Origin of the sequence: Sulfurovum sp. TSL1, assembly GCF_019972135.1 — a bacterium.
GTDB lineage: Bacteria > Campylobacterota > Campylobacteria > Campylobacterales > Sulfurovaceae > Sulfurovum.
In genome coordinates this window covers 1,443,767-1,470,227 of sequence record NZ_BPFI01000001.1, presented here as the reverse complement: position 1 = coordinate 1,470,227, position 26,461 = coordinate 1,443,767, and the positions used below count along the sequence as shown (strand labels likewise).

The window sequence follows — 26,461 nt, the reverse complement described above, 5'->3', positions numbered from 1 at the left end:
TAAGGAAGACATCATTATAAAAATACTTATTATAGAAGATGATCCGGAACTAGCACTCATCTTAACAAACTATCTTACGAAATATGATATGGAAGTCATAGGTGCTGAAGACCCTTATATAGGACTGTCACTCTTAACCCAGCATGAATTTGACCTGATCATTTTAGATCTGACCCTGCCGGGTATGGATGGGTTGGAAGTGATCCCTAAAATACGTGAGATCAGCAACATTCCTATTATCATCTCTTCGGCGAGAGATGATATTACCGATAAAGTGATCGGTATGGAACGCGGGGCAGATGACTATATGCCAAAGCCCTATGATCCCAGAGAACTGGTGACACGTATCAAAACGATCTTGAGACGTACACACAGTGTGGATGAGAAAGTGCAGGAAAATGAAGCACTTTTTGTTGCCGATCCCAATGCCAGAGAGATCAGATTCAAAGGTAAGTCCTTGGAACTCACGGCTGCGGAGTATGATATTTTGGGCATGCTCCTGCAGCATAAAAACGGTTCTGTTTCAAGAGAGCAGCTTTTATATGAAAGTGAACATATTGATGATGAAAGTTCCATTAAAAATATTGATGTCATCATTTCAAGGATACGACAGAAGATCGCGAAGATCGATCCCGATAATATCTACATTAAACCTATCCGTGGCGTAGGATACCTTTTAACTGACAGAGTATGAGAAACCTATCTGTAACCACCTTTATACATATTCTTTTCTCTGTAGCCATTTTGATCTTGATCGCTACATTTTTACTATTTCTTTCCTGGGATAAAGACCGACATAAGATCGAAGAGTATAAACGCTATCAACTGATCTCCATTACGTTTCTCTCAAAATTACAGCTCAATCCGGGGAAAGAAGACCTGGATGCTCTCTACAAAGATTTACGTGTGAAACCACTCTCTGAGAAGAAGGCGACAAAGATCAAACAGCAGATAGAGACGGAAGGTGAAACAGTGTTTACCGGAGGTTCTTCCCTTGGGCAGGTGAGGGTATTCAAAATAGAAGATGAACATTATATCTATGTACAGCGTATGCAGCACAATCTTTTGTTGGAAGATGACAGGGCAGAGAATTATTATTTCGAGATCGCTGTGGCGTTGGGTGTGTTTCTTATTGCTGTGCTTCTTATACTCTATTTGGCGGTTTTAAGAAAGCTCTATCCCTTAAAGAAACTACACAAACAGATACAAAGATTTGCGCAGGGTGATATGCAGACACGGGTTACCTATCTCTATGATGATGAGATAGGAAAGATCGCAAAAAGTTTTGATGATGCCATTGTGCATATCAATGCGTTGAGTACCTCTAAAAACCTTTTTATGCGCAACGTGATGCATGAGCTTAAAACGCCTATTACCAAGGGGCGTATCGTGGTTGAGATGATGGAGGATGAAGCCAGTAAAAAGATACTTGTTCGTGCGTTTGAACGGATGAATGAACTGATCTCGGAACTTGCGGAGATAGAGAGGGTGACCACGCAAAGTTTTGAACCTACTTTTGAGTATGTGATGCTTGATGAAGTGATACGAAGAAGTCAAGAGCTTTTGATGATGCCTAAAGATAATGTGACGGTAGATGTAAAAAATATCGCTTTGGCCACGGATGTCAAACTGCTCTCTTTGGCCATAAAAAACCTGCTGGACAATGGGATCAAGTACAGCAAGGATAAGCATGTGACACTCAAAACAGTCGGTAATGGTTTGGAGATCAGTTCCAAAGGCGAGAAACTGCAGCATCCACTCGCTTATTATGTAGAACCTTTTTCCCAAGAGGAAAAAAGAAGTTCAGGTTTTGGTCTGGGACTTTATATTGTACATAATATCTTGGAAAAACTAGGGTGTGGTTTAGAATATAAATATGTAGACGGATATAATATCTTTGTCATTAAGGCAGGAGATGCCTGCCGTTTTGGTTAATCCTTAAGCGCTTCAGCGATAAGTTCTAAAGGATTCTTAAAGATCGTCTCCACATCGGCATTGTTCATCGCTTCGCTGAGCTGTACACGACACGCACTGCACTCTGCACTGACATATTTGGCTTTTGTATCTTTGATCATGGCTGCTTTGGGTTTTCCGGCAGCCTCTGCAAGGTGAAACTTCTCCGTTTGCATGGTGACCCCGCCAAATCCACAACAGCGGTTTGGATCACTCATCTCTTTCATCGGATAGCTCTGCGCAAGCAGATTGCGCGGTTCCTGCCAGATACCTTGTACTTTCCTCGCATGACAAGGGTCATGGTAGGTGACGACGTCATCAAACTTTTTACCTTTTTCTTCCAGTAGTTTGAGCAGATCGGTGTTGTTGTAGAGCCAAGCTGTTGCCATATGGATCTTCTCGGCTACTTTCTGTGCACGCTCTTTCCATTCAGGCATATGATGATTTTCAAAGAAGACCTGCCAATCATGCTTCACCATCGCAGAACAGGTTGCTTCAGGGATCAACATGGCATCACACTCCTCCATAAAACCCTCAAAGTATTCGATATTCTTTTTGGTCATATACTCTACAGAATCCACATCCCCGGTAAAGTAGGCAGGTGCACCACAACAGAGCTGTTTTTTAGGGATGAACACATCAATGTTCAACTGCTTCAGTATCTCCACCAGACTCTCACCGATATCGGTATAGTTATAGTTGGCAAGACATCCAATGAAGATGGCTACACGAGGGTTTTTCTTCTCTTGCTTTGGTGCCGGTATCTCTTCAGGATGGCTGTTTAAAAAGCTTGTTTTAGCCAATGATGGAAGCAATCTTCCTTTTTTTACCATCGGGAGGGCAAATCTTGCTCTAAGACCTCTGCCTTTTTCATCCACAGACAATGCACAGGTTTTGAACATGAAGCCGAGTTTCATCACCAGGTCCATGATCTTACGGTGGCGAAGCAGGTAGAAAAACGCGCGTTTGAACCATGCGATACCAAATTTATCAGCGATATCCGCACGTACCTCTTCAATGATCATATCCGTTGCGAGCGAGTTGGGGCAGACATCGACACAGTTGGTACACAAGAAACAAGATTCGAAGATATCTTTGGCATTTTTATCCAGTTCCAGATCTCCTTTCTGATAGGCACCTAAAAGGTCAATGAAACCACGAGGAGAAGTGGTTTCATCCGGGTTGACCTGATGGATGGTACATACTGGGATACATTTCCCGCATTTGATACAGGCTTCACTGGTGTCGGTAAAGTTAAAAATCTCTTCTAATTTTTTACTCATTGTTTTTACTGTTTCCTCTTTATGCTAGGTTTTCTTCTCTACTTTTTTCTCAAAGAGAGTGATGACTCTGTCACCACTTCACTTCACAAGAGAAAAAGTAGGCAAAAATCGTTGATCCTCTCGAATCGCTTCGCTATCAAGGGCGTTCGGATCAACATTATTACTAAAAAAATTATACCGTTTTTGAAAAGCTTTTCTTGCTTTGGGCATACTTTTTCATATAGGCATCAAACGGCATTGCTATGTTCCGTATCAGCAGGGTTCCGGTGGTGCTTACGGTGATCTTATCCTCAGTGATAGCGACCAGACCAGCTTCTACAAACTCCTGCAAGGTTTCTAAGGCATCCGCAAAGTATGTTTTAAAATCTATGTGATGCTCACTCTCGACTCTTTTGATATCTATGGAAAAGTTTGCCATAAGCTCCATGATCACTGCTTTACGAAGATAGTCGTCATCACTTAGGATCACCCCTCGTTCGAAAGGCAGTTTTCCTGCATCGAGTGCAGCCTCATAGGCTTTCATATCTTTGGTGTTCTGTGCATAATAACGCTCACCTTCACCAATACTCGTCAGACCGATACCCACAAGGTTCGCACCCCCTTTTGTGGTGTATCCCTGGAAGTTTCGGTGAAGCTCACCTTTTTCGATAGCCCCAAACAGTTCATCTTCGGGTTTGGCGAAATGGTCCATACCTACCATCTTATATCCATTACTTTCAAAAAAGTCAATAGTGTACTGGAAGATCTGCAGTTTTACATCCGGTGTGGGCAGTGTCGTTTCATCAAATTTTCGCTGTGTTTTCATCAGCCAAGGCACATGGGCATAGTTAAAGACAGCGACCCTGTCAGGATCGAGTTGTGTAGAGAGTTCAAGGGTCTCTTTGAACGTTTCCAGGGTCTGATAAGGCAATCCATAAATGAAGTCGGTGTTGATAGAGGTTACTCCATACTTTCTAGCCAGATCTACAGACTTTTGGGTGAGCTCTAAAGGTTGTACACGATGGATCTCTTTTTGCACTTTTTCATCAAGATCCTGTACCCCAAAGCTGATACGGTTAAACCCGTGTTTTTTGAAGACTTTCATTTGATCTTCGTTAAAGAAACGCGGGTCTATCTCGCAGCTGATCTCAGCTTCTTTGCTCCAATTGGGAAACTTCGATTTGATGTAAGTGACGATCTCATCAAGTTCAAAGGCTTTATAGTATGTCGGGGTACCCCCGCCAAAGTGAAATTGTATCACTTCACGGGATGTATCGATATGTTCAGCCAAAAGATCAATCTCTTTTTTCAAGTATTCTATGTATTGCGAAAGCTTCTTTTCTTTGGAAGTAAAGACAACATTACATCCACAGAAATAACATGCTGACCTACAGAAGGGTAGATGTACATAGAGTGAGAGTTTCTCTTTTGCGTTTTCCAGGTAGTGTATATAGTCCTCATATTTGAAGTCATCACTGAACTCCAAGGCTGTAGGGTAAGAGGTATATCTTGGCCCCGGTCTGGAGTATTTACTGAACTTTTCGAAATCTATATTGCTCATTTAGTCGATTCCATCATTACGATGTGCATCTAACCACACCATGATACCTTTTTGTGCATGGAGTCTGTTCTCTGCTTCACTAAAGATGACCTCTTCATGTTTCTCAAACGTCTCCTCACTCACTTCGTAGCCTCTGTATGCAGGCAAGCAGTGCAAGAAGATGGCATCAGGTTTAGCCAATGACATCATTGCTTCATCTACCATATAACCATCAAATACACGAATACGTGCTTCTTTTTCATCTTCTTGTCCCATAGAGACCCAAGTATCTGTCGTCACGACATCACACTCTTTGACCGCTTCTTTCGGGTCGTTGCCAAAGGTGATCTTCGCACCGCTCTCTTGGGCTATTTCAAGTGCCTCTTTGACGATCGTTTCATCACACTCATACCCTTTAGGCGTAGCGACTCTCAGTTCAAATCCAAGTTTCGCTGCAAGCATCAGCCAGGAGTGCGTCATATTGTTCCCGTCACCGACATAGGCAACCACAGGATCTTTATCTTTACCGTATTCTATCATCGTGAGGTAATCGGTCATGAGTTGCACAGGATGGTAAGAGTCCGTCAATCCATTGATCACAGGAACCTTGGAGTAATTTGCGAACTCTTCAAGTTTGGACTGTTCAAAGGTACGTATCATGACCATATCGACCATACGGCTGATAACACGGGCCGTATCTTTCATCGGCTCACCACGTCCCAACTGTATGTCATTAGCAGAGAGAAAGAGTCCCACACCACCAAGCTGGTAGATACCTGTCTCAAAACTCACACGCGTACGGGTGGAACTCTTTTCAAATATCATCCCAAGCGTTTGGTGTTCCATATAGGGTACGAACTTGCGTTGCTTTGTCTGTTTCTTGATCTTCTGTGCTAATGTTATCATCTCCAAGATCTCATCTTTTGTAAAATCTTTGAGTGTCAAAAAGTGTCTCATCACTGTATCCTCATATCTTTCAACCTTGTATTTTTATAGATAGGTAAAGGTTGAAAATTTAAAAGAAATCATTTTACCATAAAAGGTTGAAAGTTGAACAAACCTGCACTTTTTTTGGAGGGATGCAGGGAAGAAAGGGGTTATTTTTGAAGCAATATTGCTGCTTCTTTTGCATGATAGGTGATGATGATATCTGCGCCGGCACGTTTAAATGACAGAAGTGTTTCCATCATCACTTTCTCATAGTCTATCACACCCGCTTTGGCTGCCATTTTGAGCATCGAGTATTCACCGGAAACATTGTAAACAGCCAGAGGCAGGGAAGTGTTGTTCTTCACATCTCTTACCACATCAAGGTAGGCAAGTGCAGGTTTGACCATCAGGATATCCGCACCCTCTTTTTCATCTTCTATACTCTCCTGAATGGCTTCATTTCTGTTCGCCGGGTTCATCTGGTAAGATCTTCTGTCTCCAAAACTCGGGCTGGATTCAGCGACATCTCGGAAAGGACCATAATAGGCAGAAGCGAATTTGGTAGAGTAGGACATGACAGGAAGGTTTACAAATCCTGCCTCATCCAGTCCGTTCCGTATGGCGGTGATCATTCCGTCCATCATGCCCGAAGGGGCTATCATATCTACACCTGCTTTGGCGTGAACTACGGCTTGTGCCGCCAGGTTGTCAAGTGTAATGTCATTGTCAACCGTATGGAGTACCGGGTCAAGTACCCCGCAGTGCCCGTGGTCCGTGTATTCGCAGAAACAGAGATCAGTCACCACAAACATATCAGGGTGGGCAGCTTTGACCTCTCGTACGGTCTGTGCGATGATCCCATGTTCACACAGGGCATCAGACCCTACAGAGTCTTTGGTGTCGGGGATACCAAAGAGGATGATAGCGTAGATACCAAGTTTTTTGAGCTCATCACACTCTTTAACGATCTCATCAATGCTCATTTGGAAGACACCGGGCATAGAACCTACCTCTTCTTTAATGCCTGTACCGCTTTTTGCAAAAAGCGGGTAGATGAAATCATTGACGGAAAGATGGGTCTCCTGGAGCAGGTCTCTTAGGACAGGATTGATTCTTTTTCTTCTAAAACGTGCGAACATATTTATTAACCTTACGATATCTTTTGAAGTATTTTACACTAATTATGAATTATTAATTATTAATTGTTCATTCTTAAAGTATAATCTCATCATGATTACTATAGATATATCACAAATCGCTACGTTACCAACCAAATATGGCACGTTTAAGATACAGGCCTTTAAAGAAATAACAAAAAATGGTGAAGGTAAAGAGCATTTGGCCATTTTCACAGATAACTTATCGGACGAACCGATCGTACGAGTGCATTCTGAATGTCTGACCGGTGATGCACTTGGTTCAGTGAAGTGTGATTGTGGAGAACAACTTCAATATGCACTGGAACTCATTGCAAAAGAGGGTGGGATGATCATTTACCATCGTCAAGAAGGACGCAACATAGGGCTGCTCAATAAAGTGAATGCCTATGCACTTCAAGATGCAGGATTTAACACTATAGAGGCAAACCATCAGCTTGGTTTTAGAGCGGATGAACGTACCTATGAAGTGGTTGAGTTTATCTTAAACCATTTTGGCATTAAAAAGCTGAAACTGCTTACCAATAACCCTAAAAAGATAGAGAGCTTGGGTGACATTAAGATCGTAGAACGTCTACCAATCCAGATCACTCCAAACCCATATAATGAAGGCTATCTTCAAGTCAAGAAAGACCAGATGGGGCATCTGCTTTAATCCAGCCTGTTCTTCGATAGGCTCTTCTGGCACAAGATAACAATCAGAAAATTGTTATCATCACCCGAAAAAGGAAAGAGATGGTCTTTGGTCACCGTTTTGATTTTAAGAGTGAGCCTGTGTTACAAAAAGAGTTTCTCTCTTTTCCTTCTGATCCTTCACTGTATCCTGAAAATCCAACGATACAGGTCATAGCATCTTCTAAACCTTCACTATTGGATGACTTCCCCCTTAAGACTGATTGGGTTGATATGTCAGGACAGAAAGCACGATACCATAGTATGCATCCTTTTGGAAAAGCTGATGGAGAGTTCACCTGGGCATTGGAGATCAAAGAGGTAGTGGCGCTTATCTGGGAGGGATCAGACAAAAAGATCATCTACAGAAAAGGTAAGAACTACACACCCGAACGACTTCGTTTTTGGATCTATCACACTTTTTTCCCACTGGTGTTGGAACTTGAAAGAAAGTATCGTATCTTGCATGTCGGGGCTGTTGAGATCAAAGGAAAACCTGTACTTTTTTCGGCTTTCTCTTTTGGAGGAAAGTCTACATTGACAGACTACTTCATACAAAAAGGGCATACGATGCTCTCAGATGACTCCATGGCTATCAATAAACGTGGTGATAGATACTATGCTATCGCTTCTTACCCTTTTCATAGACCTTACAGAGAGTTAGAGGCACTGGGCTACCCGGTAAAAAACTTTGCAACAGAACCGAAACCGCTTCATGCAGTGTATCTGTTGAAAAAATGTGAACCCGATGCAATAGTGGAGATCAATGAACTCAAAGGCATAGAGAAGTTCAAAGCGTTTCACTATAGCACTTTTATCGATTTTTCTTTTATGAAAAAGGAACGCTTTGATTTCTTTACACAGATGTCAAAACATATACCCGTGTATCAGGTCAGCATACCCTGGGACCTCAAGAGGCTGGATGAAGTGTATGAAACAATAGTATCATACAATGAAGTCACAGAAAATAGTTAATCTATAAAAGAGATATAACATAAATTTGACATTTATTTGACAAATTTGCGTATAATTTTGGTGTATTGGTGTGAATGAAATTTAAGTTTATATTTAATTTCTTTTGGTTAGACTACTAATTGATAATGCTACACCTGTCGTGAGGCGGGGTCAGAAAGCCATGGGTCTTTGATGCTATAACTTTATAGCAAATGAGAAGATCGCCAGGTTGCCCAATGAATTTTTACTTATTAAAATATGTATAAATATAAAATATATTAAGAGTGATTTAATATATTTTTTTATTTTTAATTACGCTTAGAAAATGGCTTTAGAAGGCTTGTAAGTGAATAAGATTTACTTACTACAATATAGAATATAGGGAAAAGAGTGAAATTAGAAAAAGCTAACAAAGTTACAGACAAAGAATTAAAAAAAGAGAGACGGACATTTTTAAAAAGGGCGCTCTACAAAGCACCGGCATTGATAGTGTTGGGTTCTTTGGCAAAGCCAACAATTGCAGCTGCTAGTTGTGCTACTGATCCTTTTGACTGCCCTATAAATGAACCACAGAACTTTGGTTAGAGGGTAAAGGTTTGTAAAAAATTAAAATACATTGAAGGGAGAGTATGATGAGAATCAGCAACGTTAGACGAGTTTGATCAGATATAATAAAGTCAGCAACGTTCTAAGAGTTTGATTAGAATTAATAAAATCAGCAACGTTCTTAGAGTTTGATCAGAGGTAGTAAAATAATTATACTGTTGGGTATAATGGGTGTGTTTTCGACATCAGCTTTTGCTGTTAAAGCAACAGAAATATTTCCAAGCGGTATTAATGTAAATATTGACTTGAGTGTCGATAATATTTTGGATAGTGCCAACTGTATAGAAGACGGTGTAGCCACTCCATGTAGTACGATAACAGCACTGACATCTAGAGTTTTGGCGCCATATGCTATGATCGATGCAGATTTTTTGGCAACAGACTTTAAACGTGCTCCAAATATCCGTGTCCAAAAGGATAATGTACAAACTATTGACCCTGGTGTTTATAAACGCATTGTGGTTGATGGAGCGGGAAATGCTTCCGGAAGTAAACCTGGTAAACTGATCATGAATCCCGGTCTTTACAAGATCGATACGTATATAGTGAATGGTCAGGTGGTACCGGCAGATACCAACGGTTCGGTTACGCTTATGGTAAAATCGGAAGTTGACCTCACGAATGGTGAGAACAACTGTGAAGCAGGCATTCCTTATCTAAATCCGGATAAATTTGCTATGTATATAGAAGATATTGATCCGTTTATCAATGGTGCATGTATGAGTGGGTATCTCTATTCTAAGTATGCAGTGAATAATTTAAAAATAGATCTATGGGGTGCTATTTCTGCTGAATCACTTGTTTTAGATATGAGTACGAACATCAATGTTGATTTAGAGTATTTGATCTTTACTGACTTTTCTGGATTCCTTGAAGTGGGTCCTAATATGACAGCTGGTCCTAATATGACAGTAGGTTGGCATATGGTTAAAGCACCAGCAGAAATCAGTGCAACTAACCCAGTTACAGTAGCTGATTTTTTTGGAGATGATTTGAACACTTCTACATATGGTAGAGAGTGGATAGTCTATCAACGTGATTATAATGCGTCAACGCATGAACGTTATTATACCAAACTTAATCCGGGTGTGAAATTAGAGAAAAACCGTGGATACTTACTAGGAACAATAAAAGATACTGAATTAAAGGTGCTTGGATTGAACCCGGTAGTCTGGGATCATAAGATGAAGACAAAGGATGGATGTACTACAACAAAGAAAGGTTGCTATCGCTATGCGCTACAGAGTTGTACTGAAGGTGATACGAATGCATATCTCTATAATCTTGTCGGATCCGTTAGTTCTACCAAGACATACTGGGGGGATTACAGAGTTGAAGTGAAGGATCTGGACACTGGAGTAATAACGGTAATGCATCCGGATGATGCGTTTAAGAACAATATAATGAGCAACCAGATTTGGATATACAATGTTGGTAACAATGGATACGACATAATAGGAACTGACACCAGCTTATTGCCTCATTCAATTGACTATTTTGATGGATTCTGGGTTGAGATGAATTGTACCAATAGTATTGGGAAAGAGATAAATTTGATTGTACCTAACGGCAAAGCAAATTAGGGAGTAGGTGATGATGAATTTTATGAAAAAATATAATATCTTAGCAGTAATGGCAGCAAGCTTACTTCTACTTGGCTGTGGTGGTGGATCAATATCTACGGATGACGGGAATTATAACCCTAGTACGGATACTCCTCCATCTAGCATGGATACTCCTTCCAATACTGATACGTCAGATAGTATGGATACTTCAGAAAGTGGCGATGGTGGGGATACATCCACGCCTGATCAGTTGACAGCACAGTGGTCAGTACAGATCGTTGCTGAAGATCCTGAAAGCAAACTTCTCTTTGACAATGACAGGTTTGGACAATTGGAAGTTGCAAGCAACGAAGTTGATGCCTATGATCTTAAGTCGATGCCTCGACCATTTGTAAAAAATGGTGAAGGAGAGCTTCTCCCTTTTCTCTCTGTGAATTTTTCACAAGAGGGTAAGAACTATGTCACAGATTTTCACAATCCAGAGCTGAAGTATGATGAATGGACTTTTACAGTCAACTCAAATCCTGAGCGTACAGTGACGCTACGTTGGAATGCTTATACAGTCACTTCACATACAGATGCAACGGGAAGAACACGTTTTGATCAGACACCTCAGACAGATGAGGATTTGATGGGAAGAATGCAATTGGTGGATGCTGAAAGCAATGAGGTTTTGGTCTCTGCCTATGCAGAGGGTAAACTCCAAAGCTATACCTTCAACATGAATGGTCAAACGGCACGAACCTTCAGATGGGTTCTGGACACTGAAAAAGTACCGGAAAAGGTACAGGAGAGATCAGCTAAATCGAGTGCGCTTTACAAAGGTGCATCGTTCAAACAGTATGCCTCAGAAATGGACACTCAGGTCGATCTCACAATATTGCCTAGACCTATGGGACAATAGATTTAATTACCATATGCACACCGGATGTTATCGGTGTGCTTCTCCTTTAAATAGTATACATACAATCAAACTAGTTTTACCATTAGCGTATTATTGAATATCATGATATAATTTTGCAACAAAGTCAATGAGGAAAAGAAACAATATGGATCTTGATCAAAAAATCACATTTTCAGATACAGTATTTGCCCAGGAAGTAGATGGTGAGATGGTACTGCTTGATATGGAAAGTGAGAACTACTTTGGACTGGATGAAGTAGGTACAGCTATCTGGCAGGCAATGCAGGAGAAAGAAACATTGAAAGAGGTTTTTAAAACACTGTTGGAACAGTATGATGTGGAAGAAGAAGTGTTAGAGAAAGATCTTTCTGAGTTTGTAGATAAATTACTCAAGAGTGGGTTGGTGAAGGTGGAAAAGTATTGAACCTATCACAATATTTAGATGCAGAGGGGATCATTTTATCAAGTGATATCATCATCAAGTTGGAGCGTTTCGCTTCACTTTTGCATGAATGGAACCAGATCCATAATCTTACGGGAGCCAAAACGATCGATGCGATCTATGTCAATATCGTCGATTCACTGTATCCTTTGACATTTATAAAAAAACCCAAAACACTCTTGGATGTAGGGACAGGAGCAGGTTTTCCCGGGTTGGTACTTGGCATTGCATTACCAGATACTACAGTAGTGTTGGCTGAGCCGCTGAAAAAACGTGTCTCTTTTTTAAAGTATGCAGCCATAGATTTGGGACTTTCCAATGTCACGGTAGAAGCTAAACGCGTTGAAACAGTAGAGCATGAAGCGTTCGATATGATCAGTTCACGTGCCGTCACCAACACAAAACTGCTTTTGGAATTGACCGAAAACATAAGTGATTCCCATACCGAATATCTTTTTTACAAAGGATCTCGGGTATTTGACGAGATAGAAGATGTGCAACATCAGCTAAGATATGATATAGTACAAAAAAATCAACGAAATTACCTCTATATAAAGAATGAAGAATGATCTTAAAATTACTTATTTTTGTTATTGCCGCCGTGCTTATTTATAAGTTTTTTGGCGGAAAGCTTCCGACATTCGGGAAAAGCCCACATGAAAAAAAGTTGGATGATGATACACTTGTGGAATGTGCAACCTGTCATACCTATGTGACTGTGAAAGAGAGTATCATTGTAGGCGGTAAGTATTACTGTTCTACAGAATGTACACCATAAAACTAAAAGGAATAAATATGATCATAATTGGACACCCATGGATAAAAAGTAATCGGTTTTTTAAAGTTTTTTCTCTTGAATGTATTGAGAAAAGTCAGACTGATGATATCATTTTACTTGAACCTTTAGTGGACTCTCATGCCTATGCTGTGCATTGTCAGGAGAACAATATACCTTTTGCCATCGTAGCAAATAATTTGGAGGATGCACTCTTTGCAAATGCCTTAGGAGCAAAATATATCATCTGTGAGGAAGATCATGCATTGATGATCCAGCCTATCGCGAATGAGTATCTTTTTGATTCTCGCATCTTAGTCCTCATCCATAGCGAGAAAGAGATCAGTAAAATAGCCCGGGGTGGTGTGGATGGTGTGATTTTCGCAGATGCGATCTATGAAGGCTGACATCCAACGTTATACACTTACCTATATACTGATAGCATCCAGCAGTGTGGTCTATCTTTTCTCTGCATTGATGAGCCAAAGTCTCAGTGACATGGATATGCAGGTCCTCGTGGATATAGGTGCATTGTTCGGTCCACTGACTGTGCTTAAAGGTGAATGGTGGAGGCTACTGACCGCTATGTTCCTGCATGGCGGTATGACCCATCTTCTGATGAATATGTTCTCTCTTTATATCGTAGGACGTGGGGCAGAGATGTACTTTGATACAAAATCTTACCTAAGCATTTACTTCTTTTCCGGGATTATCGGGGGACTTGTCTCTTTGTATATACATCCTGTCTCTGTGGGGGTAGGGGCATCGGGTGCGATCTTTGGCGTTTTTGGTGCATTGGCAGGATTTTTCCTGGCACATAGAGAAAAGATCGCTTCACATACGAAAGCATTCATGAAAGACTTTAGTATCATCATTGCGATCAACCTTGTCATAGGATTTTCTATCCCCTCCATTGATGTCAGTGCACATATCGGGGGGCTTATAATCGGTTTTATAGGCGGTTTTGTACTTTCGAAAGATCCAAAATGGATATGGGGTTACAGCAGTGCAATGATACTGCTCATTTTAGCCATTATCTCCTACCTTCCTGATCACTATGCTCAGATACTCTCTTAAATTCTTTATACTTTCGTTTCTGCTTGCAGGATGTATGGTGACTGCACCTTCCGTATCGCAAACCAAGGTGAAAGAACTTTCACTGCTTTTCCAGTCGTTGGACAGCACGGTTCCCCAAAGTGAGGCGATGCAGCTTTCCAAAGATATTTTTCATAAAACAAAGCAATTGACAGAAGCGTTTGAAATGACCTACCCTCCTCAGTTTCACAATTTTTTAGTGACCGTGGGTCTGCGGGAAAAAGGACTCTGTTATCATTGGAGTGATGCTCTATATCTCTATTTGTCTAAGAAGCACTATACTTCTTTTGAGTTCCATTTAATAGGTGCAAATGTGGGAGAATACTTTTTTGAACATAATGCCCTGGTCGTGGTCGTTAAAGGTGGAACAATAAAAGAGGGTATTATCATAGATCCGTGGAGAGATTCGGGCGAACTCTATTTCTCCAAAGTAGAGGATGACCCGGACTATGTATGGATACACAGACCCATAAGGGGATGCCGTTAGTTTTATTCAGGTAGAGGCTCGGGTTCCATACCTGCTTCACGCAACTCGGCCTGTTCGGCAGCGATAGCTTCTTTTTGTGCTTCTGAAAGTGCTTCTTTAGGCTCTTGTACTCCGGCTCTTTCTTTTATGTTTTGCTTTTCCTGCATGACTTCTGGCTGGGGACCTTTGGTTTCATTCTCTTCTGCAATGGCACTATGTTGAAGCAGTAAAAAGAAAGAGAAGAGAATGCGTGAAACAATTTTGGACATGATGCACCTCACTTTAATTCTATCAAACAGTGTACAAAATTTTTGAGAAAATTGCAAATAACCGTGAGAATGCTCATCGGAGAAGCATAAAGTAGTTTTTTATTGTAATGGCAAGTAGATCTTGTCTATCAGTTCATTATATTCACTTTGGGCATCAGAATCTATGGTAATGCCTCCACCGCTTTTGTAGAAAAGTGTGTCGTTTTCTTTTTCAATGAAACGTATCATGACACCGGAGCGTAAGGATTCACCGTCAAACACACCAAAGACACCGGTATAAAACCCTCTGTCAACATTCTCTACATCTTTGATGATATTGACTGTACTCTTTTTGGGTGTCCCGGAGATAGAGCCTGCGGGAAGTATCTGGCTGAGAAGTGTACCTAAGTGATCTCTCCAGTCGGAAGGAAGTGTTGCTGTGATCTTGGAACTGACCTGCAGGAGCTCTTTTTCACCCGCTTTGATCTTCTCGACATAACGAAATTTCTCAACGTTGATCTCTGAACCGATGATCCCCAGGTCATTACGCATCAGATCGACGATCATCACATGTTCTGCCATCTCTTTGGTGTCGGCCAAAATAGCCTCTCTAGCATTTGGGAGATGGGCATCGATGGTTCCCTTCATAGGGTAGGTGGCAATGGTATTCTCTTCTATTTCCACAAAACGTTCCGGAGAGAAACAGATAAATTCATCTTTAAAATAGAGTTTAAACTTGGCCCTGGCATAGGTGAAGATCTCTTTAAGGGTGAAGTTACTCTCGATAGGTGTTCTGAATGTCAGGTTAAGCAGATAGGTATTACCGGAACGTATCTCTTCTAGTACTGTAGCAAACGCTTTTTTGTAAGTGACGAAATCAACAGGGGATCTGGAGAAAGTAAACGTTTTTGTACGTTGTTGCACAGGGTAGTTACGCCAATCTTCCAGTTTATAGAAAATATCATCATCCAGCGCATCAAGGGGTTTGGCAAAGATCTTCTCACCATCAAAAGAGATGATAAAAAGAAAAGGGGTACGCTGTTTAGCAAGGGTATTAATGTGTTCAAAACCATTGTCTTTATTAAGCCATATCATTTTATACCCTAACTTCTATCTCTACTTTTTTTAAAAAAAAGTAGGCAAAAAAGCGTCGCCTCGCAAGTGTGCTACATTATTACAGCGTGTGCTTCGCAATATGCACGCTTTCATAATGGCACACTCAGTGCTCAGCGACCAAACAATAGCCATTTTAAGAGTCTAAAAGTAATAATTTTAAAATTGCCATACGCATATAGACACCATTTTTAACCTGTTCAAGCACCTTGCATCGTTCATCTTTGAGCATTGCATCAGAGATATCTATGTTTCTCATGACCGGACCGGGATGTAGTACCAGGATATCTCTGTCCCCTAAACGATCATGGTTGATACAGTAGTGTTTCGCATACTCTTCATAATCATCAAAGATCGGAGAAGCATGACGTTCCAATTGTGCCCTGAGAGACATGATGACATCTACTTTGTCCAGGACATCTTCAAGTTTTTCATATTGCGGCAGATCGCTTTTGGGCATAAAGGGTTTGGGTGCAACTAAAATGATTTTCATTCCCATGCGCGTAAGCAGACGCATACCGGAACTCGCCACACGTGAGCTGACGATATCACCTACAATGGCAATGGTCTTACCCTCAATCTCACCATTAAAATGTTCGATCAATGTAAAGAGATCAAGGAGTGCCTGGGTAGGGTGCGCATAGTTACCCGCACCTGCATTGATCACAGAAGTCATCTGCATATCAGCCAAGATTCCAGGTGCATCATTGTCAGAGTGTCGGATGATGACCCCATCGGGTTCCATGGCACAAAGATTTGCAAAGGTATCTTCAAGGGATTCGCCTTTATTGGTAGAGCTTTTACCCGGATCAAGGTGTACCACAGCAGCACCCAGTCTTTTTGCTGCGACTTCAAACGAACTGCGTGTACGTGTCGATGCCTCGAAGAAAAGGGTAATGAGGAGCTTGTCTCTAAGCAGTTGAGAAGGGCATTGTGCTTTAAACGTTTTGGCATCATGAAGTAGTTGTTGTATTTGTGTGTCAGATAGGGTGGTGGTATCTACCAAATGTTGCATAGTGAGCCTTATGGATGAAATTTTGTAATTATAACTAATAGGTGCTAATAAATCTTTGTATGCCTTCCTCAGCACTCCACCACTCAGGGAAGACTGCATCATAAAAAGGCTGCGTGACTTCAGCAAAATTCCCCTTGTCCTCAAACAGGTTTACACACCAGTCAAATTCAATATCACGTGATTTTAAGGCTTCCATGGAGAGTAGGGTATCATTGATACATCCCAATCTGCTGGGTGTGACCAAAAGTACTTTGGAACCCAGTTTTTTGGCCAGGTCGATCATCATGAAATCTTTGGTTACAGGGACCATCAGACCACCCGCACCCTCTACTAAAAGGATATCACAAAGCTGTGAGAGTTCGTGATATTTTTCTATGATCTTCTCAATCACTATCTCTTGTTTTGTATCTGCACAAAAAGGGGCTGCAGGGAGGGGAAAGGTGTAGGCTGTAATATCTTCCGGAGTGAGATCAAGGAAATTCTTGTTTACCTTTTGGCAAACTTTTAAGAGTAAACTGGCATCATCAGGTAAGGCGCTTACACCGGTTTCGATAGGTTTAAATGCACCCACAGACAAACCTCTGGCAGCAAACGCTTCAATGAGTTGAACGGTGGTATGTGTTTTACCGATATTGGTGCCTGTGGCAGTGATGAAAAGTGATCGCACTTGCTTTTCTCCATTTTTTTTGTATAATAGTATATAGAATAATTTATGAGGATTTTAACATAAGATGCCAAAGTTTGAAGAAGAGTTAGAGCTAGATTTAGAGTTACACGAACCGCAAATGTTTAAAGTGTTACTGCATAATGATGATTATACGAGTATGGATTTTGTTGTGGAAGTACTGATGGGGATCTTTCATAAGACACATACACAGGCAGAACAGATCATGTTGCAGATACATGAAAAAGATAAAGCCATATGTGGTGTATACAGCTTTGAAATAGCACAAACCAAAGCACAGCAGGTCAAGCAAAAGGCCAAAGAAAATGAGTTTCCATTACTCGCAACCATTGAAGAGGATAGTTAAGATGATTAGTATTGCATTAAATGATGTATTTAAGGGAGCTGTGGGATATGCAAAAGAGAACAGACATGAATATTTGACTGTAGAGCATGTATTTTTGTCTATAGTCAAAAGTGCAGCCGGTCAAGAGATACTCTCTATACTTGATGCAGATCTTAAGAGATTGGAGACAGGTATCACCGAGCATATTGCCAAGACCATCCCTATTCTGAAAGAAGCGGTAGAACCCTTTGAGACGGTAGCACTCTCTCGTGCCATCAATGACATGATGACACATATCCACAGTGCAGGTAGAACAGAAGCCAGTATAGGTGATATGATCGCAGCGATCTTTATGCAGGAACACTCCTATGCGGTCTACCTTATGAAAAAAGAGGGTATCGCGCGTGTAGATATACTTGAAGTGATATCACATCGTTATGACAAAGTAAAAGATGGTCCAACAGAGAAAAAAGAGGGAGAGACCCTTTTAGAGCAGTTTACCGTAGAGCTTGTATCTTTGGCCAAAACAGGCAAAATAGACCCGGTAGTAGGCCGTGTGGACGAGATAGAACGTGTGATGCAAACGCTCTGTAGACGGAAAAAGAACAACCCTCTGCTTGTGGGTGAACCCGGCGTAGGTAAAACAGCCATTGCCGAAGGTTTGGCTCTGAAGATCTCTGAAGGGGATGTACCGGAGGTACTCAAAAGCGCAAAAGTGTTTGCTTTGGATATGGGTTCTTTGGTTGCCGGCACCAAATACAGAGGGGATTTTGAAAAACGTCTCAAAGGTATCATCAAGGAACTCACGTTAGAAAAAGATGCCATTTTGTTTATCGATGAGATCCATACGATGGTAGGAGCAGGAGCAACAAGCGGTGGAAGCATGGATGCATCCAACTTACTGAAACCTGCACTTGCACGCGGTGACCTGAAGTGTATCGGTGCAACCACCTATGCAGAGTTCAGAAACTTCTTTGACAAAGACAAGGCGCTCAGCCGAAGGTTTGCAAAAGTGGATGTGGAAGAACCGAGTATTGAAGATACGATGACCATTTTGCAGGGTATCAAACACAAGTATGAGGATTACCATAAGATCACATTTACAGATGAGTCACTGCAGTCGGCTATTGACCTTTCTGTCAAGTATCTGCATGACAGGTTCCTGCCTGATAAAGCGATGGATATCATCGATGAGGTGGGTGCACACTTTATGCTAAGAGGAGAAGAGGGCGTCACGGTAAAATCTAAAGACATTGAAGAGAGCGTTGCGAAGATCATGAAACTTCCTTCAACGGTCATAGGTACGGACGATACGAAGAAACTTCAATCACTGGAGAAAGATCTGGCTTCTCATATCATCGGGCAGGATGAAGCGATCACAGCATTGGCAACTGCGATCAAACGTTCCTATGCGGGGCTTAATGCACCTAACAGACCTATAGGAAGTTTTCTCTTCGTCGGGCCTACGGGTGTAGGTAAGACAGAACTTGCGACACAGCTTGCAAAAACGATGCATGTACATTTCGAAAGGCTGGATATGAGCGAGTACATGGAAGCACATACCATCAGCCGTTTGGTCGGTGCACCTCCAGGGTATGTAGGGTATGAGCAAGGCGGGTTGTTGACCGAAATGATCAAAAAACACCCGCATACGGTGTTGCTCCTTGATGAGATAGAAAAAGCACATCCTGATATCATGAATATTCTACTTCAGGTGATGGATGGTGCAAAGTTGACAGATAACAACGGTGTCGTTTCGGATTTTAAAAATGTGATACTCATTATGACTTCGAACATCGGTACCAAAGAGCCTAATGTTATGGGATTCAATAAAGACACTTCGGTCAAAACGGATAAAGCACTTGCAGCTTTCTTCTCGCCTGAATTTAGAAACCGTCTCAGTGCGACGATAGAGTTCAATGCACTCGGATTGGATGTACTTGTGACCATCGTCGAGAAAGAAATAGATAAACTCAACCTCCTGCTGAAGCCTAAAGATGTCAAAGTGACCTTGGGTAAAAAAGCCAAAGAGTATTTGGCCAAAGAGGGCTACGATGCACGTTACGGTGCTAGACACATCGCACGTGTGATAGATGCCAAGGTCAAAGAAGCATTGACCGATGAGATACTTTTTGGAAAACTCAAAAAAGGCGGTTCGGTCAAAGTAACTTATAAAGATGAAAAACTAGATTTTTCATTTGACAGTAAATAAGTCAAATTTACGTACCACGGATAAAGGATAAATAGTTGGCATCCATGTTTGAGGAAGATGACTATTTTATCCCTCCGTTGCGTAAAGATTCTACCGCATTCCCCGACCCGCGTTTAGCTCCGGATGAAGGTCTTCTTGCCTATGGAGGGGATCTCTCATCTGATCGATTGATCGCCGCTTACAAAAAAGGGATCTTCCCCTGGTACAGTCAAGGGGATCCCATTCTCTGGTGGTCACCGAACCCGCGCCTGCTCTTATATCCTGAAAAATTTAAAATACGTAAATCATTTAGAAGGGTACTGCGTTCAGGAAAATTCACTGTGACGTTTGATCAAAGATTTTCAGATGTCATCAAGCACTGTGCGACAGTCTACCGAGAAGGTCAGGAAAGCACTTGGATCGTCAGTGAGATAAAAGAAGCCTATATACGCCTGTATGAGGAAGGGGTCGCTCATAGTGTAGAAGTTTATAAAGAGGGAAAACTGGTAGGTGGATTGTATGGCATTGCCCTGGGGAAAGCCTTTTTTGGAGAGTCGATGTTCTCTTTGGTCTCTGATGCATCCAAGGTCGCATTTAAAGCACTAAGTGATGTTTTAGGCAGTAGAGGTTATGATTTTATAGATTGTCAGATGAAAACAGATCATATGATAGGTTTGGGCGCTGAAGTGGTCGAGAGGGATATCTTCCTTGATGCTTTGGAAAAGACGCTTGAAAAACCTACTGATTTTGGTTCATGGCAGCATTTTAGCTGGGAGTATAAAGATGGTGAATAGAGATATAGGGTTCTCTTTATGGTTGGATTTTGTAGAAAGAGATTTTCTGAAAAATGATTTTTCTGCATTAATTGAAAAAGGCATCATTAATGGTGCTACGAGTAATCCGTCTATTTTTGCTTCTGCGATTACTACTTCGCCTGCCTATAAAGAGCAGCTGGCTTCTCTTTCAGGTAAAAGCCCGAAAGAGAAGTATGAAGCACTGGCTATAGAAGATATCCGTACTGCCGCACAGGCATTAAGACCTCTGTATGATGAAGGGAATGACGGGTATATCTCCATAGAGGTAGACCCTTTCCTTTCGAACGATACAGAAGGTACGGTCGCCGAAGGGAAACGACTCTTTGAGGCCATCGGTGAGCCTAATGTCATGGTAAAAGTGCCTGCGACGGAAGCAGGATATGATGCCATGACCCAACTGCTCAGTACAGGTATCTCTGTGAATGCCACATTGATCTTCTCCCCGAAACAGACAAAAAAAGCTTTGAAGGCCATGAAAAAAGGCTTGGATTGTTTTGAAAAAGATGGCGGTTTGAGAGCAGAAGCAGTGATCTCTGTTTTTGTCAGCCGTTTTGACAGATTACTGGATGCTGATCTGGAAAAAGAGGGTCTCCCTGTATCTAAAACGGGTATTTATAATGCGGCAAAGATCTATAATCTTATCGAAGCAAACCATACGCCTAGTGTACGTACACTTTTTGCAAGTACCGGTGTAAAAGGGGATGACCTTCCTGCGGATTACTATATGAGAGGACTGCTTGCGCCACACTCTGTCAATACGGCACCGCTTGCAACGATAGAAGCATTCATCGCCAAAAACGCACCGGCACCTAAATTCCCTTTGGAAGAGAGTGAGATCAAGGGGTATTTCACAAAACTGGCTGATAACGGATTTGATATGGATAAAGTGTATAGTCAACTCTTAAAAGAGGGGCTTGCAGCATTTGAAAAAGCATTCCAAGAGATGCTTGACAGTTTAAAATAAATTACAAATTACATATCAAAGGGATCCGTATGGAAGAAAAACTCAAGCTCTATCTTAGAACAATGATCAGCAACAATGGGAGTGACCTTCATCTTAAGTCAGGTTCCCAAGTCAGAGTACGTGTACATGGTGTACTCAAAGTGCTGGGGAAGGATGAACTGAGTGCAGAGATGATGGACAAGCTGGCTCAGGAGATCACGACTGCCGATCAATATGAAAAGCTACAAACAGATAGAAACCTGGATTTTTCCTATGTCATGGGATCCGACAATAGATTTCGTGTGAACTTCTTTTTTCAAATGGATGGTTTGAGCGCGGTTTTCCGTATTATTCCGGTGAAGATATTGACACTGGATGAACTCAATTTACCGCCTGTGATCAAAACATTTGCCCAGATACAAAGAGGTCTTGTACTTGTAACCGGCGTGACAGGATCTGGTAAATCAACGACCCTGGCTGCGATCCTGGACAAGATCAACAGAGAATCAAAAAAACATATCATCACGGTAGAAGACCCGATAGAGTTTGTACACAAAGACAGAGGATGCCTGATCAACCAAAGAGGGATAGGTCCGGATGCACACTCTTTTTCTGATGCACTAAGAGCAGCACTGAGAGAAGACCCCGATATTATCCTTGTCGGGGAGATGAGGGACTTGGAAACGATCGATATTGCGCTTCACGCAGCCAATACCGGGCACCTTGTTTTTTCAACACTGCATACACTGGATGCAAAAGAGACCATAGACAGGATTGTCGGTATGTTCGGTAACGAGGAACAGAACCGTATTCGTATGTCTCTTGCTTCGGTACTTCAAGGGGTTATCTCTCAAAGACTGATTCCTACAAAGCGTGGCGGAAGGGTTGCAGGGATCGAGATCCTTAAAAAAACAGCTAGGATCGAGCAGCTTATAGCGGAGAACAGAGATACTGAGATCCCTGATGCTCTTTTTGAGGGGAAAGAGATCTACGGTACGCAGACCTTTGACCAGGCACTTTTAGATATTTTCCGCAGAGGTGAGATCACAGAAGAGATCGCACTTGAATATGCAACCAACCCGTCAGATATGAAACTTAAAATGCAGGGTGTCGGAAAAGGTGCGATCGTCGATGAACATGCCTATGAAAAAGAGGTGGATGTCTTTGCTTTTAAAGAGGATGAAGCATAGTTTAATACAAAGTGGGTATAATTCGCGTCTATTTTACTCCATGCAGCAATGGATAGGGTAAAAAAATTATACACAAGTAACAAAGGACAAATATGTTAGAAGGTATCGTTAGAGAGAGTATCGGTAAGCGCAATGCAAAGCAGCTTAAAAGAGATGGTTATCTAATCGCAAACATTTATGCAAATGGTGTTGAAAATATCAACGCTGCATTTAAACGTGGTGAATTCGCAAGAACTGTAAGAAATAAACAGGCACTTGCATTCCCAGTGAAAGTTGGCGATAAAGAGATCAATGTATTTATTCAAGAGTATCAACTACACCCGGTGAACGGTGATGTGACTCATGTGGACCTAAGAGTAGCAGTACCAGGTCAAGTAACAAACTTCCTTGTACCGGTTGTCACGCACGGAACACCAGTTGGACTTAAGAACAAAGGTGTACTTGTGATGTCTAAAAGAAGATTAAAAGTAAGAGGGGCTATTGAAGATATGCCGGCGAAATTTGATCTTAATGTAGAACCATTGAACAGAGATGACTCTATTCTTGTTAGAGATGTGGAAGTACCGGCAAACTGTAAAATGATGGACAGACCAGATGTTGCTATCTGTGGTGTGATCAAAGCTAAATAGTTCTAGCATGAAAGCACAGTCGTGATACTTTTCGTGGGTCTAGGTAATCCGGGATCACAATACGAAAATACACGACACAATATCGGTTTTAAAGTCATCGACAAACTTGTCAATGACTTTGACGCCAGAGATATCTCCAAAACTTCTTTTCACGGCAAGCTATATCGCGCAGCCAATTCACTTTTTTTAAAACCTACCACATTTATGAATCTTTCAGGAACCTCTGTACAGCCTGTAAAACATTTTTTCAAAGTGCCACTTGAAGATATCATTGTGATCCATGATGATATCGATCTTCCTTTCGGTGCGGTACGTTTTAAAAGAGGTGGGGGCCATGGCGGTCATAATGGACTCAGATCGCTTGATGCACATATCACAAAAGAGTATCTGCGTGTGAGAGTAGGTGTGGGGAAGCCGGAACACAAGTCACAGGTAGCAGATTATGTTCTGCAAGACTTTTCACCAGAAGAAAATCTAATGTTGGAGCGTTTGATAACACATGTTGCAGAGGCTTGTAAAGTACTATCAAAAGAGGAACTGAATGAGGTGAAGTCAAAGTACAGCCTGAAATCTATAGAAGGCTTGGACCTGTGAGTCTCTTGAACCCCTCATTACACTTTAGATACCTGGTCAAACTTTATAGTAAAAACCTATTGTCGATCTTGTTCGGTCTCTCTTTTGCTTTTGCTGCGATCGATTATTTTCAACATCTACAGAAACTTGATATTGCTTCGAACTATCAAATACTCTATATTTTTTACATGTGGCAGGAAGCACTGGGTTTACTGTACCCTTTGGCGATCGTTTTTGCGCTCATTATGACGAAGCTCGCACTGGTTAAAAACAACACTATGGGAGCGTTTCATGCCTTTGGGTATAGTAAAAAAAGACTTTTTTTGCCATTATTCGCAGTCAGCGCTTTGACCTATATCATTTTTTTAACCTTGCATACCACAGAGTTTTCTTATGCAAAGGACAAAGCGGAATTCCTTCTGGAAAATAAATTGGGTACCTATGATGTGAATGATCTTTTTTTCAAATACAATGATACTTTTGTCTATATCACCAAGCTTGATCCTATAGAAAAAAAGATCAAAGATATCACGATCTTCAAAGTCGAAGGGTATCAGGTACGGTATACGATCAATGCGCCTGTAGCAACATTCGATGGTGAAACATGGACGGCACATGATGCGACGCTGAAGACACATATCTATGAAAACGGGGAATTGAAAAGATATACCGTAGAACATAAAGCACGTATAGAGACATTAGAGGGCTATAAACCTAAGATCATAGAGTCACTGTATGAAGGTAAAGCATTGAATATACGGGATGCCTATATGACATGGGAGCTATTGTATAAACAAAATCTCAGTTCAGATAAGATCAGGGCATCCTTCTATGACAAAGTGGTCGTACCACTTTTTTCACTGGCCCTGTTACTGATTTTATTTTTCAAACTCCCGTTTCATGCCAGAATGATGAATATGGGTGGAGTGATCGCACTCTCTTTGGGTGTAACATTTGGAATTTGGGGTATATTGTTTGGTTTGAGTCAAATGGGAGGCAATGGTGTTTTACTTCCTGAAGTGACAGCGATACTCCCTGTCATGCTTTTGTGGGCCTATGCCATGTATATCTATTTTACAGATGAAAGAAGCCTTCTGTAATCCCCTCCAGCACTTTAAATGTACCTTTTAATCAACTTTTAGATAAAATCACCCTAAAATAGACTCAGGGTATTGAGCATACAGGACAGGATACATGAATATTGATTATAAAGCATTGGCAGAAAAATACGGCACGCCTTTGTATATATATGATTTTGATTATATTGAAAATAGATATAACACACTGAAAGATGCGTTTGCAGGTAAAAAATCACTTATCAATTATGCAGTAAAAGCAAATTCGAACCTTTCTGTGATCGCTCACTTGGCCAAGCTTGGTGCGGGTGCTGACTGTGTGAGTATCGGTGAGGTCAAACGTGCATTGACAGCAGGTGTAGATAAATATAAGATCATTTTCTCCGGTGTAGGAAAACGTGATGATGAGATACGTGAAGCACTGGAACAGGATATTTTACTGCTTAACCTGGAGAGTGAAGCGGAGATGAAACGTGTAGAGATGGTAGCCAAAGAGCTGGGTAAAGAAGCACGTATCTCTATCAGGGTCAATCCTAATATCGACCCGCAAACACACCCGTATATCTCAACTGGATTGCATGAAAACAAATTCGGTGTAGAGATAGATATGGCAAAACGCATGTATATCTATGCCAACAGATCGGAGTTTTTAAATCCTGTGGGGATCCATTTCCACATCGGCTCGCAGCTTACAAAGATCGAGCCTATACGTGAGTCATGTATGATCGTAGCAGACCTGGTTCGTTCACTTAAAGCGATCAAGATCGATATTAAGTTCTTTGATGTAGGCGGGGGTATCGGTGTCGTGTATGATGATGAGGTCACCATACCTGCTGAAGTGTATACCCAGGCCATATTTGAAGCGACCAAAGGACTTGATGTGACGCTGCTTTGTGAACCGGGACGTTACATGGTTGCCAATGCCGGTGCCTTTTTTACCAAGGTGCTTTATGAAAAAGTCAATGACGGGAAGCGTTTTGTCATTGTAGACGGTGCAATGAACGATCTTATTCGTCCAAGCCTCTATAATGCGTATCATAAGATCGAGGCGGTGCTCCAAGAGGGTGAAAAGACACCTGCAGATGTCGTAGGACCGGTATGTGAAAGCGGAGATTTCTTCGGTAAAAACGTGCCTCTTCCGCCGCTGGAACATAATGACCTTATCGTGGTGCATTCTGCAGGTGCCTATGGATTTACGATGGCAAGTAACTACAATACACGTGCAAAAGCTGCAGAAGTGGCACTTCAAGGCGGGAAAGACAGACTGATACGTCAGCGTGAAACGTATGAAGACCAAGTACGTTTAGAGCTTGAGTATCTGGATAAGTAAAGCAAAA

30 protein-coding genes and 1 riboswitch are annotated in these 26,461 nt (G+C 41.5%); of the genes, 22 read left to right on the top strand and 8 right to left on the bottom strand.

Annotated features, from left to right (window positions below):
* Positions 1-13: 13 nt before the first annotated feature.
* The gene (locus tag LDM98_RS07175; protein WP_223899070.1) at positions 14-694 is read left to right on the top strand and encodes a response regulator transcription factor; all 681 of its coding nucleotides are present in this window, start codon (positions 14-16) and stop codon (positions 692-694) included.
* Entirely contained in the window at positions 691-1,935 is a 1,245-nt protein-coding gene (locus tag LDM98_RS07170; protein ID WP_223898675.1) for an ArsS family sensor histidine kinase, read from the top strand. The genes LDM98_RS07175 and LDM98_RS07170 overlap by 4 nt, the downstream gene beginning before the upstream one ends.
* Here the strand turns inward: LDM98_RS07170 and LDM98_RS07165 are convergent.
* The 4 genes from LDM98_RS07165 to hemB form a co-directional block, all read right to left on the bottom strand.
* Positions 1,932-3,236 (bottom strand): (Fe-S)-binding protein, encoded by a 1,305-nt coding sequence (locus tag LDM98_RS07165; protein ID WP_223898674.1) that lies wholly within the window; start codon positions 3,234-3,236, stop codon positions 1,932-1,934. The two genes, LDM98_RS07170 and LDM98_RS07165, sit on opposite strands and share 4 nt — an antisense overlap.
* Before the next feature lie 172 nt (positions 3,237-3,408).
* Positions 3,409-4,776 carry an oxygen-independent coproporphyrinogen III oxidase gene (hemN, locus tag LDM98_RS07160; protein WP_223898673.1) on the bottom strand — a complete coding sequence of 456 codons (1,368 nt, stop codon included), beginning with the start codon at positions 4,774-4,776 and terminating at the stop codon, positions 3,409-3,411.
* The gene (gene argF / locus LDM98_RS07155) at positions 4,777-5,712 is read right to left on the bottom strand and encodes an ornithine carbamoyltransferase (protein WP_223898672.1); all 936 of its coding nucleotides are present in this window, start codon (positions 5,710-5,712) and stop codon (positions 4,777-4,779) included.
* Between the two features lie 140 nt (positions 5,713-5,852).
* Positions 5,853-6,824 carry a porphobilinogen synthase gene (hemB, locus tag LDM98_RS07150; protein ID WP_223898670.1) on the bottom strand — a complete coding sequence of 324 codons (972 nt, stop codon included), beginning with the start codon at positions 6,822-6,824 and terminating at the stop codon, positions 5,853-5,855.
* A 91-nt stretch (positions 6,825-6,915) separates the two neighbouring features.
* Here hemB and ribA point away from each other — a divergent pair, with 91 nt between their 5' ends.
* The 11 genes from ribA (at position 6,916) to LDM98_RS07095 (ending at position 14,342) form a co-directional block, all read left to right on the top strand.
* Positions 6,916-7,497 carry a GTP cyclohydrolase II gene (gene ribA, locus LDM98_RS07145; protein ID WP_223898669.1) on the top strand — a complete coding sequence of 194 codons (582 nt, stop codon included), beginning with the start codon at positions 6,916-6,918 and terminating at the stop codon, positions 7,495-7,497.
* Between the two features lie 80 nt (positions 7,498-7,577).
* A complete protein-coding gene (locus LDM98_RS07140) occupies positions 7,578-8,489 on the top strand; it encodes a hypothetical protein (protein ID WP_223898668.1) in 912 nt (303 codons plus the stop codon).
* 117 nt (positions 8,490-8,606) lie between these two features.
* Positions 8,607-8,705, top strand: a riboswitch (cyclic di-GMP riboswitch).
* A 153-nt stretch (positions 8,706-8,858) separates the two neighbouring features.
* Positions 8,859-9,053, top strand: a complete 195-nt coding sequence (locus LDM98_RS07135) for a hypothetical protein (RefSeq protein ID WP_223898667.1) — start codon at positions 8,859-8,861, stop codon at positions 9,051-9,053.
* Positions 9,054-9,241: 188 nt separating this feature from the next.
* Complete coding sequence (locus tag LDM98_RS07130) at positions 9,242-10,657, top strand: hypothetical protein (RefSeq protein WP_223898666.1); 1,416 nt, start codon at positions 9,242-9,244, stop codon at positions 10,655-10,657.
* A gap of 13 nt (positions 10,658-10,670) precedes the next feature.
* Positions 10,671-11,543 (top strand): hypothetical protein, encoded by an 873-nt coding sequence (locus LDM98_RS07125; protein ID WP_223898665.1) that lies wholly within the window; start codon positions 10,671-10,673, stop codon positions 11,541-11,543.
* 145 nt (positions 11,544-11,688) lie between these two features.
* Positions 11,689-11,967, top strand: a complete 279-nt coding sequence (locus LDM98_RS07120) for a PqqD family protein (RefSeq protein WP_223898663.1) — start codon at positions 11,689-11,691, stop codon at positions 11,965-11,967.
* Entirely contained in the window at positions 11,964-12,554 is a 591-nt protein-coding gene (gene rsmG / locus LDM98_RS07115) for a 16S rRNA (guanine(527)-N(7))-methyltransferase RsmG (RefSeq protein ID WP_223898661.1), read from the top strand. Before LDM98_RS07120 ends, rsmG begins: the two co-directional genes overlap by 4 nt.
* Positions 12,551-12,763: a PP0621 family protein gene (locus LDM98_RS07110; RefSeq protein WP_223898660.1), complete on the top strand. Its 213-nt coding sequence runs from the start codon at positions 12,551-12,553 to the stop codon at positions 12,761-12,763. The genes rsmG and LDM98_RS07110 overlap by 4 nt, the downstream gene beginning before the upstream one ends.
* Before the next feature lie 17 nt (positions 12,764-12,780).
* A complete protein-coding gene (locus LDM98_RS07105) occupies positions 12,781-13,167 on the top strand; it encodes a hypothetical protein (protein ID WP_223898659.1) in 387 nt (128 codons plus the stop codon).
* A complete protein-coding gene (locus LDM98_RS07100) occupies positions 13,148-13,837 on the top strand; it encodes a rhomboid family intramembrane serine protease (RefSeq protein ID WP_223898658.1) in 690 nt (229 codons plus the stop codon). The genes LDM98_RS07105 and LDM98_RS07100 overlap by 20 nt, the downstream gene beginning before the upstream one ends.
* On the top strand, positions 13,818-14,342 hold the full coding sequence (locus tag LDM98_RS07095; RefSeq protein ID WP_223898656.1) for a hypothetical protein: 525 nt from the start codon (positions 13,818-13,820) through the stop codon (positions 14,340-14,342). Before LDM98_RS07100 ends, LDM98_RS07095 begins: the two co-directional genes overlap by 20 nt.
* A 2-nt stretch (positions 14,343-14,344) precedes the next feature.
* Here the strand turns inward: LDM98_RS07095 and LDM98_RS07090 are convergent, their stop codons facing one another.
* The 4 genes from LDM98_RS07090 to bioD form a co-directional block, all read right to left on the bottom strand.
* Positions 14,345-14,590: a hypothetical protein gene (locus LDM98_RS07090; RefSeq protein ID WP_223898655.1), complete on the bottom strand. Its 246-nt coding sequence runs from the start codon at positions 14,588-14,590 to the stop codon at positions 14,345-14,347.
* 99 nt (positions 14,591-14,689) lie between these two features.
* Positions 14,690-15,664, bottom strand: coding sequence for an aminodeoxychorismate synthase component I (locus tag LDM98_RS07085; RefSeq protein ID WP_223898654.1), 975 nt, complete (start codon positions 15,662-15,664; stop codon positions 14,690-14,692).
* 154 nt (positions 15,665-15,818) lie between these two features.
* Entirely contained in the window at positions 15,819-16,697 is an 879-nt protein-coding gene (locus tag LDM98_RS07080) for an aspartate carbamoyltransferase catalytic subunit (RefSeq protein ID WP_223898653.1), read from the bottom strand.
* A gap of 34 nt (positions 16,698-16,731) precedes the next feature.
* Positions 16,732-17,364 carry a dethiobiotin synthase gene (gene bioD / locus LDM98_RS07075; protein ID WP_223898652.1) on the bottom strand — a complete coding sequence of 211 codons (633 nt, stop codon included), beginning with the start codon at positions 17,362-17,364 and terminating at the stop codon, positions 16,732-16,734.
* A 64-nt stretch (positions 17,365-17,428) separates the two neighbouring features.
* Between bioD and LDM98_RS07070 the strand changes: the two genes are divergently transcribed.
* The 9 genes from LDM98_RS07070 to lysA all read left to right on the top strand — a co-directional run bounded on the left by LDM98_RS07070 (position 17,429) and on the right by lysA (position 26,454).
* A complete protein-coding gene (locus LDM98_RS07070; RefSeq protein WP_008244485.1) occupies positions 17,429-17,728 on the top strand; it encodes an ATP-dependent Clp protease adaptor ClpS in 300 nt (99 codons plus the stop codon).
* A 1-nt stretch (position 17,729) separates the two neighbouring features.
* A complete protein-coding gene (gene clpA, locus LDM98_RS07065; RefSeq protein ID WP_223898651.1) occupies positions 17,730-19,919 on the top strand; it encodes an ATP-dependent Clp protease ATP-binding subunit ClpA in 2,190 nt (729 codons plus the stop codon).
* A gap of 35 nt (positions 19,920-19,954) precedes the next feature.
* Positions 19,955-20,692, top strand: coding sequence for a leucyl/phenylalanyl-tRNA--protein transferase (gene aat / locus LDM98_RS07060; RefSeq protein ID WP_223898650.1), 738 nt, complete (start codon positions 19,955-19,957; stop codon positions 20,690-20,692).
* Entirely contained in the window at positions 20,682-21,677 is a 996-nt protein-coding gene (locus LDM98_RS07055) for a transaldolase (protein WP_223898649.1), read from the top strand. Before aat ends, LDM98_RS07055 begins: the two co-directional genes overlap by 11 nt.
* A 29-nt stretch (positions 21,678-21,706) precedes the next feature.
* Complete coding sequence (locus LDM98_RS07050) at positions 21,707-22,846, top strand: type IV pilus twitching motility protein PilT (RefSeq protein ID WP_223898646.1); 1,140 nt, start codon at positions 21,707-21,709, stop codon at positions 22,844-22,846.
* Between the two features lie 92 nt (positions 22,847-22,938).
* Entirely contained in the window at positions 22,939-23,475 is a 537-nt protein-coding gene (locus LDM98_RS07045; protein ID WP_223898645.1) for a 50S ribosomal protein L25/general stress protein Ctc, read from the top strand.
* A 21-nt stretch (positions 23,476-23,496) separates the two neighbouring features.
* On the top strand, positions 23,497-24,069 hold the full coding sequence (gene pth, locus LDM98_RS07040; RefSeq protein ID WP_223898643.1) for an aminoacyl-tRNA hydrolase: 573 nt from the start codon (positions 23,497-23,499) through the stop codon (positions 24,067-24,069).
* Entirely contained in the window at positions 24,066-25,148 is a 1,083-nt protein-coding gene (locus tag LDM98_RS07035) for an LptF/LptG family permease (protein ID WP_223898641.1), read from the top strand. The genes pth and LDM98_RS07035 overlap by 4 nt, the downstream gene beginning before the upstream one ends.
* A gap of 94 nt (positions 25,149-25,242) precedes the next feature.
* Positions 25,243-26,454 carry a diaminopimelate decarboxylase gene (gene lysA, locus LDM98_RS07030; RefSeq protein WP_223898639.1) on the top strand — a complete coding sequence of 404 codons (1,212 nt, stop codon included), beginning with the start codon at positions 25,243-25,245 and terminating at the stop codon, positions 26,452-26,454.
* The last annotated feature ends 7 nt before the right edge of the window (positions 26,455-26,461 follow it).

What these genes read in the sequence shown, in the direction of transcription:
- LDM98_RS07125 (WP_223898665.1), top strand. Translation starts at nt 10,671, where the DNA reads ATGAATTTTATGAAAAAATATAATATCTTAGCAGTAATGGCAGCAAGC.
- LDM98_RS07045 (WP_223898645.1), top strand. Translation starts at nt 22,939, where the DNA reads ATGTTAGAAGGTATCGTTAGAGAGAGTATCGGTAAGCGCAATGCAAAG.
- LDM98_RS07080 (WP_223898653.1), bottom strand. Translation starts at nt 16,697, where the DNA reads ATGCAACATTTGGTAGATACCACCACCCTATCTGACACACAAATACAA.
- ribA (WP_223898669.1), top strand. Translation starts at nt 6,916, where the DNA reads ATGATTACTATAGATATATCACAAATCGCTACGTTACCAACCAAATAT.
- LDM98_RS07095 (WP_223898656.1), top strand. Translation starts at nt 13,818, where the DNA reads ATGCTCAGATACTCTCTTAAATTCTTTATACTTTCGTTTCTGCTTGCA.
- clpA (WP_223898651.1), top strand. Translation starts at nt 17,730, where the DNA reads ATGATTAGTATTGCATTAAATGATGTATTTAAGGGAGCTGTGGGATAT.
- LDM98_RS07120 (WP_223898663.1), top strand. Translation starts at nt 11,689, where the DNA reads ATGGATCTTGATCAAAAAATCACATTTTCAGATACAGTATTTGCCCAG.
- LDM98_RS07090 (WP_223898655.1), bottom strand. Translation starts at nt 14,590, where the DNA reads ATGTCCAAAATTGTTTCACGCATTCTCTTCTCTTTCTTTTTACTGCTT.
- LDM98_RS07110 (WP_223898660.1), top strand. Translation starts at nt 12,551, where the DNA reads ATGATCTTAAAATTACTTATTTTTGTTATTGCCGCCGTGCTTATTTAT.
- hemB (WP_223898670.1), bottom strand. Translation starts at nt 6,824, where the DNA reads ATGTTCGCACGTTTTAGAAGAAAAAGAATCAATCCTGTCCTAAGAGAC.
- hemN (WP_223898673.1), bottom strand. Translation starts at nt 4,776, where the DNA reads ATGAGCAATATAGATTTCGAAAAGTTCAGTAAATACTCCAGACCGGGG.
- LDM98_RS07170 (WP_223898675.1), top strand. Translation starts at nt 691, where the DNA reads ATGAGAAACCTATCTGTAACCACCTTTATACATATTCTTTTCTCTGTA.
- LDM98_RS07085 (WP_223898654.1), bottom strand. Translation starts at nt 15,664, where the DNA reads ATGATATGGCTTAATAAAGACAATGGTTTTGAACACATTAATACCCTT.
- LDM98_RS07070 (WP_008244485.1), top strand. Translation starts at nt 17,429, where the DNA reads ATGCCAAAGTTTGAAGAAGAGTTAGAGCTAGATTTAGAGTTACACGAA.
- LDM98_RS07165 (WP_223898674.1), bottom strand. Translation starts at nt 3,236, where the DNA reads ATGAGTAAAAAATTAGAAGAGATTTTTAACTTTACCGACACCAGTGAA.
- LDM98_RS07130 (WP_223898666.1), top strand. Translation starts at nt 9,242, where the DNA reads ATGGGTGTGTTTTCGACATCAGCTTTTGCTGTTAAAGCAACAGAAATA.
- argF (WP_223898672.1), bottom strand. Translation starts at nt 5,712, where the DNA reads ATGAGACACTTTTTGACACTCAAAGATTTTACAAAAGATGAGATCTTG.
- LDM98_RS07055 (WP_223898649.1), top strand. Translation starts at nt 20,682, where the DNA reads ATGGTGAATAGAGATATAGGGTTCTCTTTATGGTTGGATTTTGTAGAA.
- LDM98_RS07050 (WP_223898646.1), top strand. Translation starts at nt 21,707, where the DNA reads ATGGAAGAAAAACTCAAGCTCTATCTTAGAACAATGATCAGCAACAAT.
- lysA (WP_223898639.1), top strand. Translation starts at nt 25,243, where the DNA reads ATGAATATTGATTATAAAGCATTGGCAGAAAAATACGGCACGCCTTTG.
- LDM98_RS07105 (WP_223898659.1), top strand. Translation starts at nt 12,781, where the DNA reads ATGATCATAATTGGACACCCATGGATAAAAAGTAATCGGTTTTTTAAA.
- LDM98_RS07140 (WP_223898668.1), top strand. Translation starts at nt 7,578, where the DNA reads ATGGTCTTTGGTCACCGTTTTGATTTTAAGAGTGAGCCTGTGTTACAA.
- LDM98_RS07100 (WP_223898658.1), top strand. Translation starts at nt 13,148, where the DNA reads ATGCGATCTATGAAGGCTGACATCCAACGTTATACACTTACCTATATA.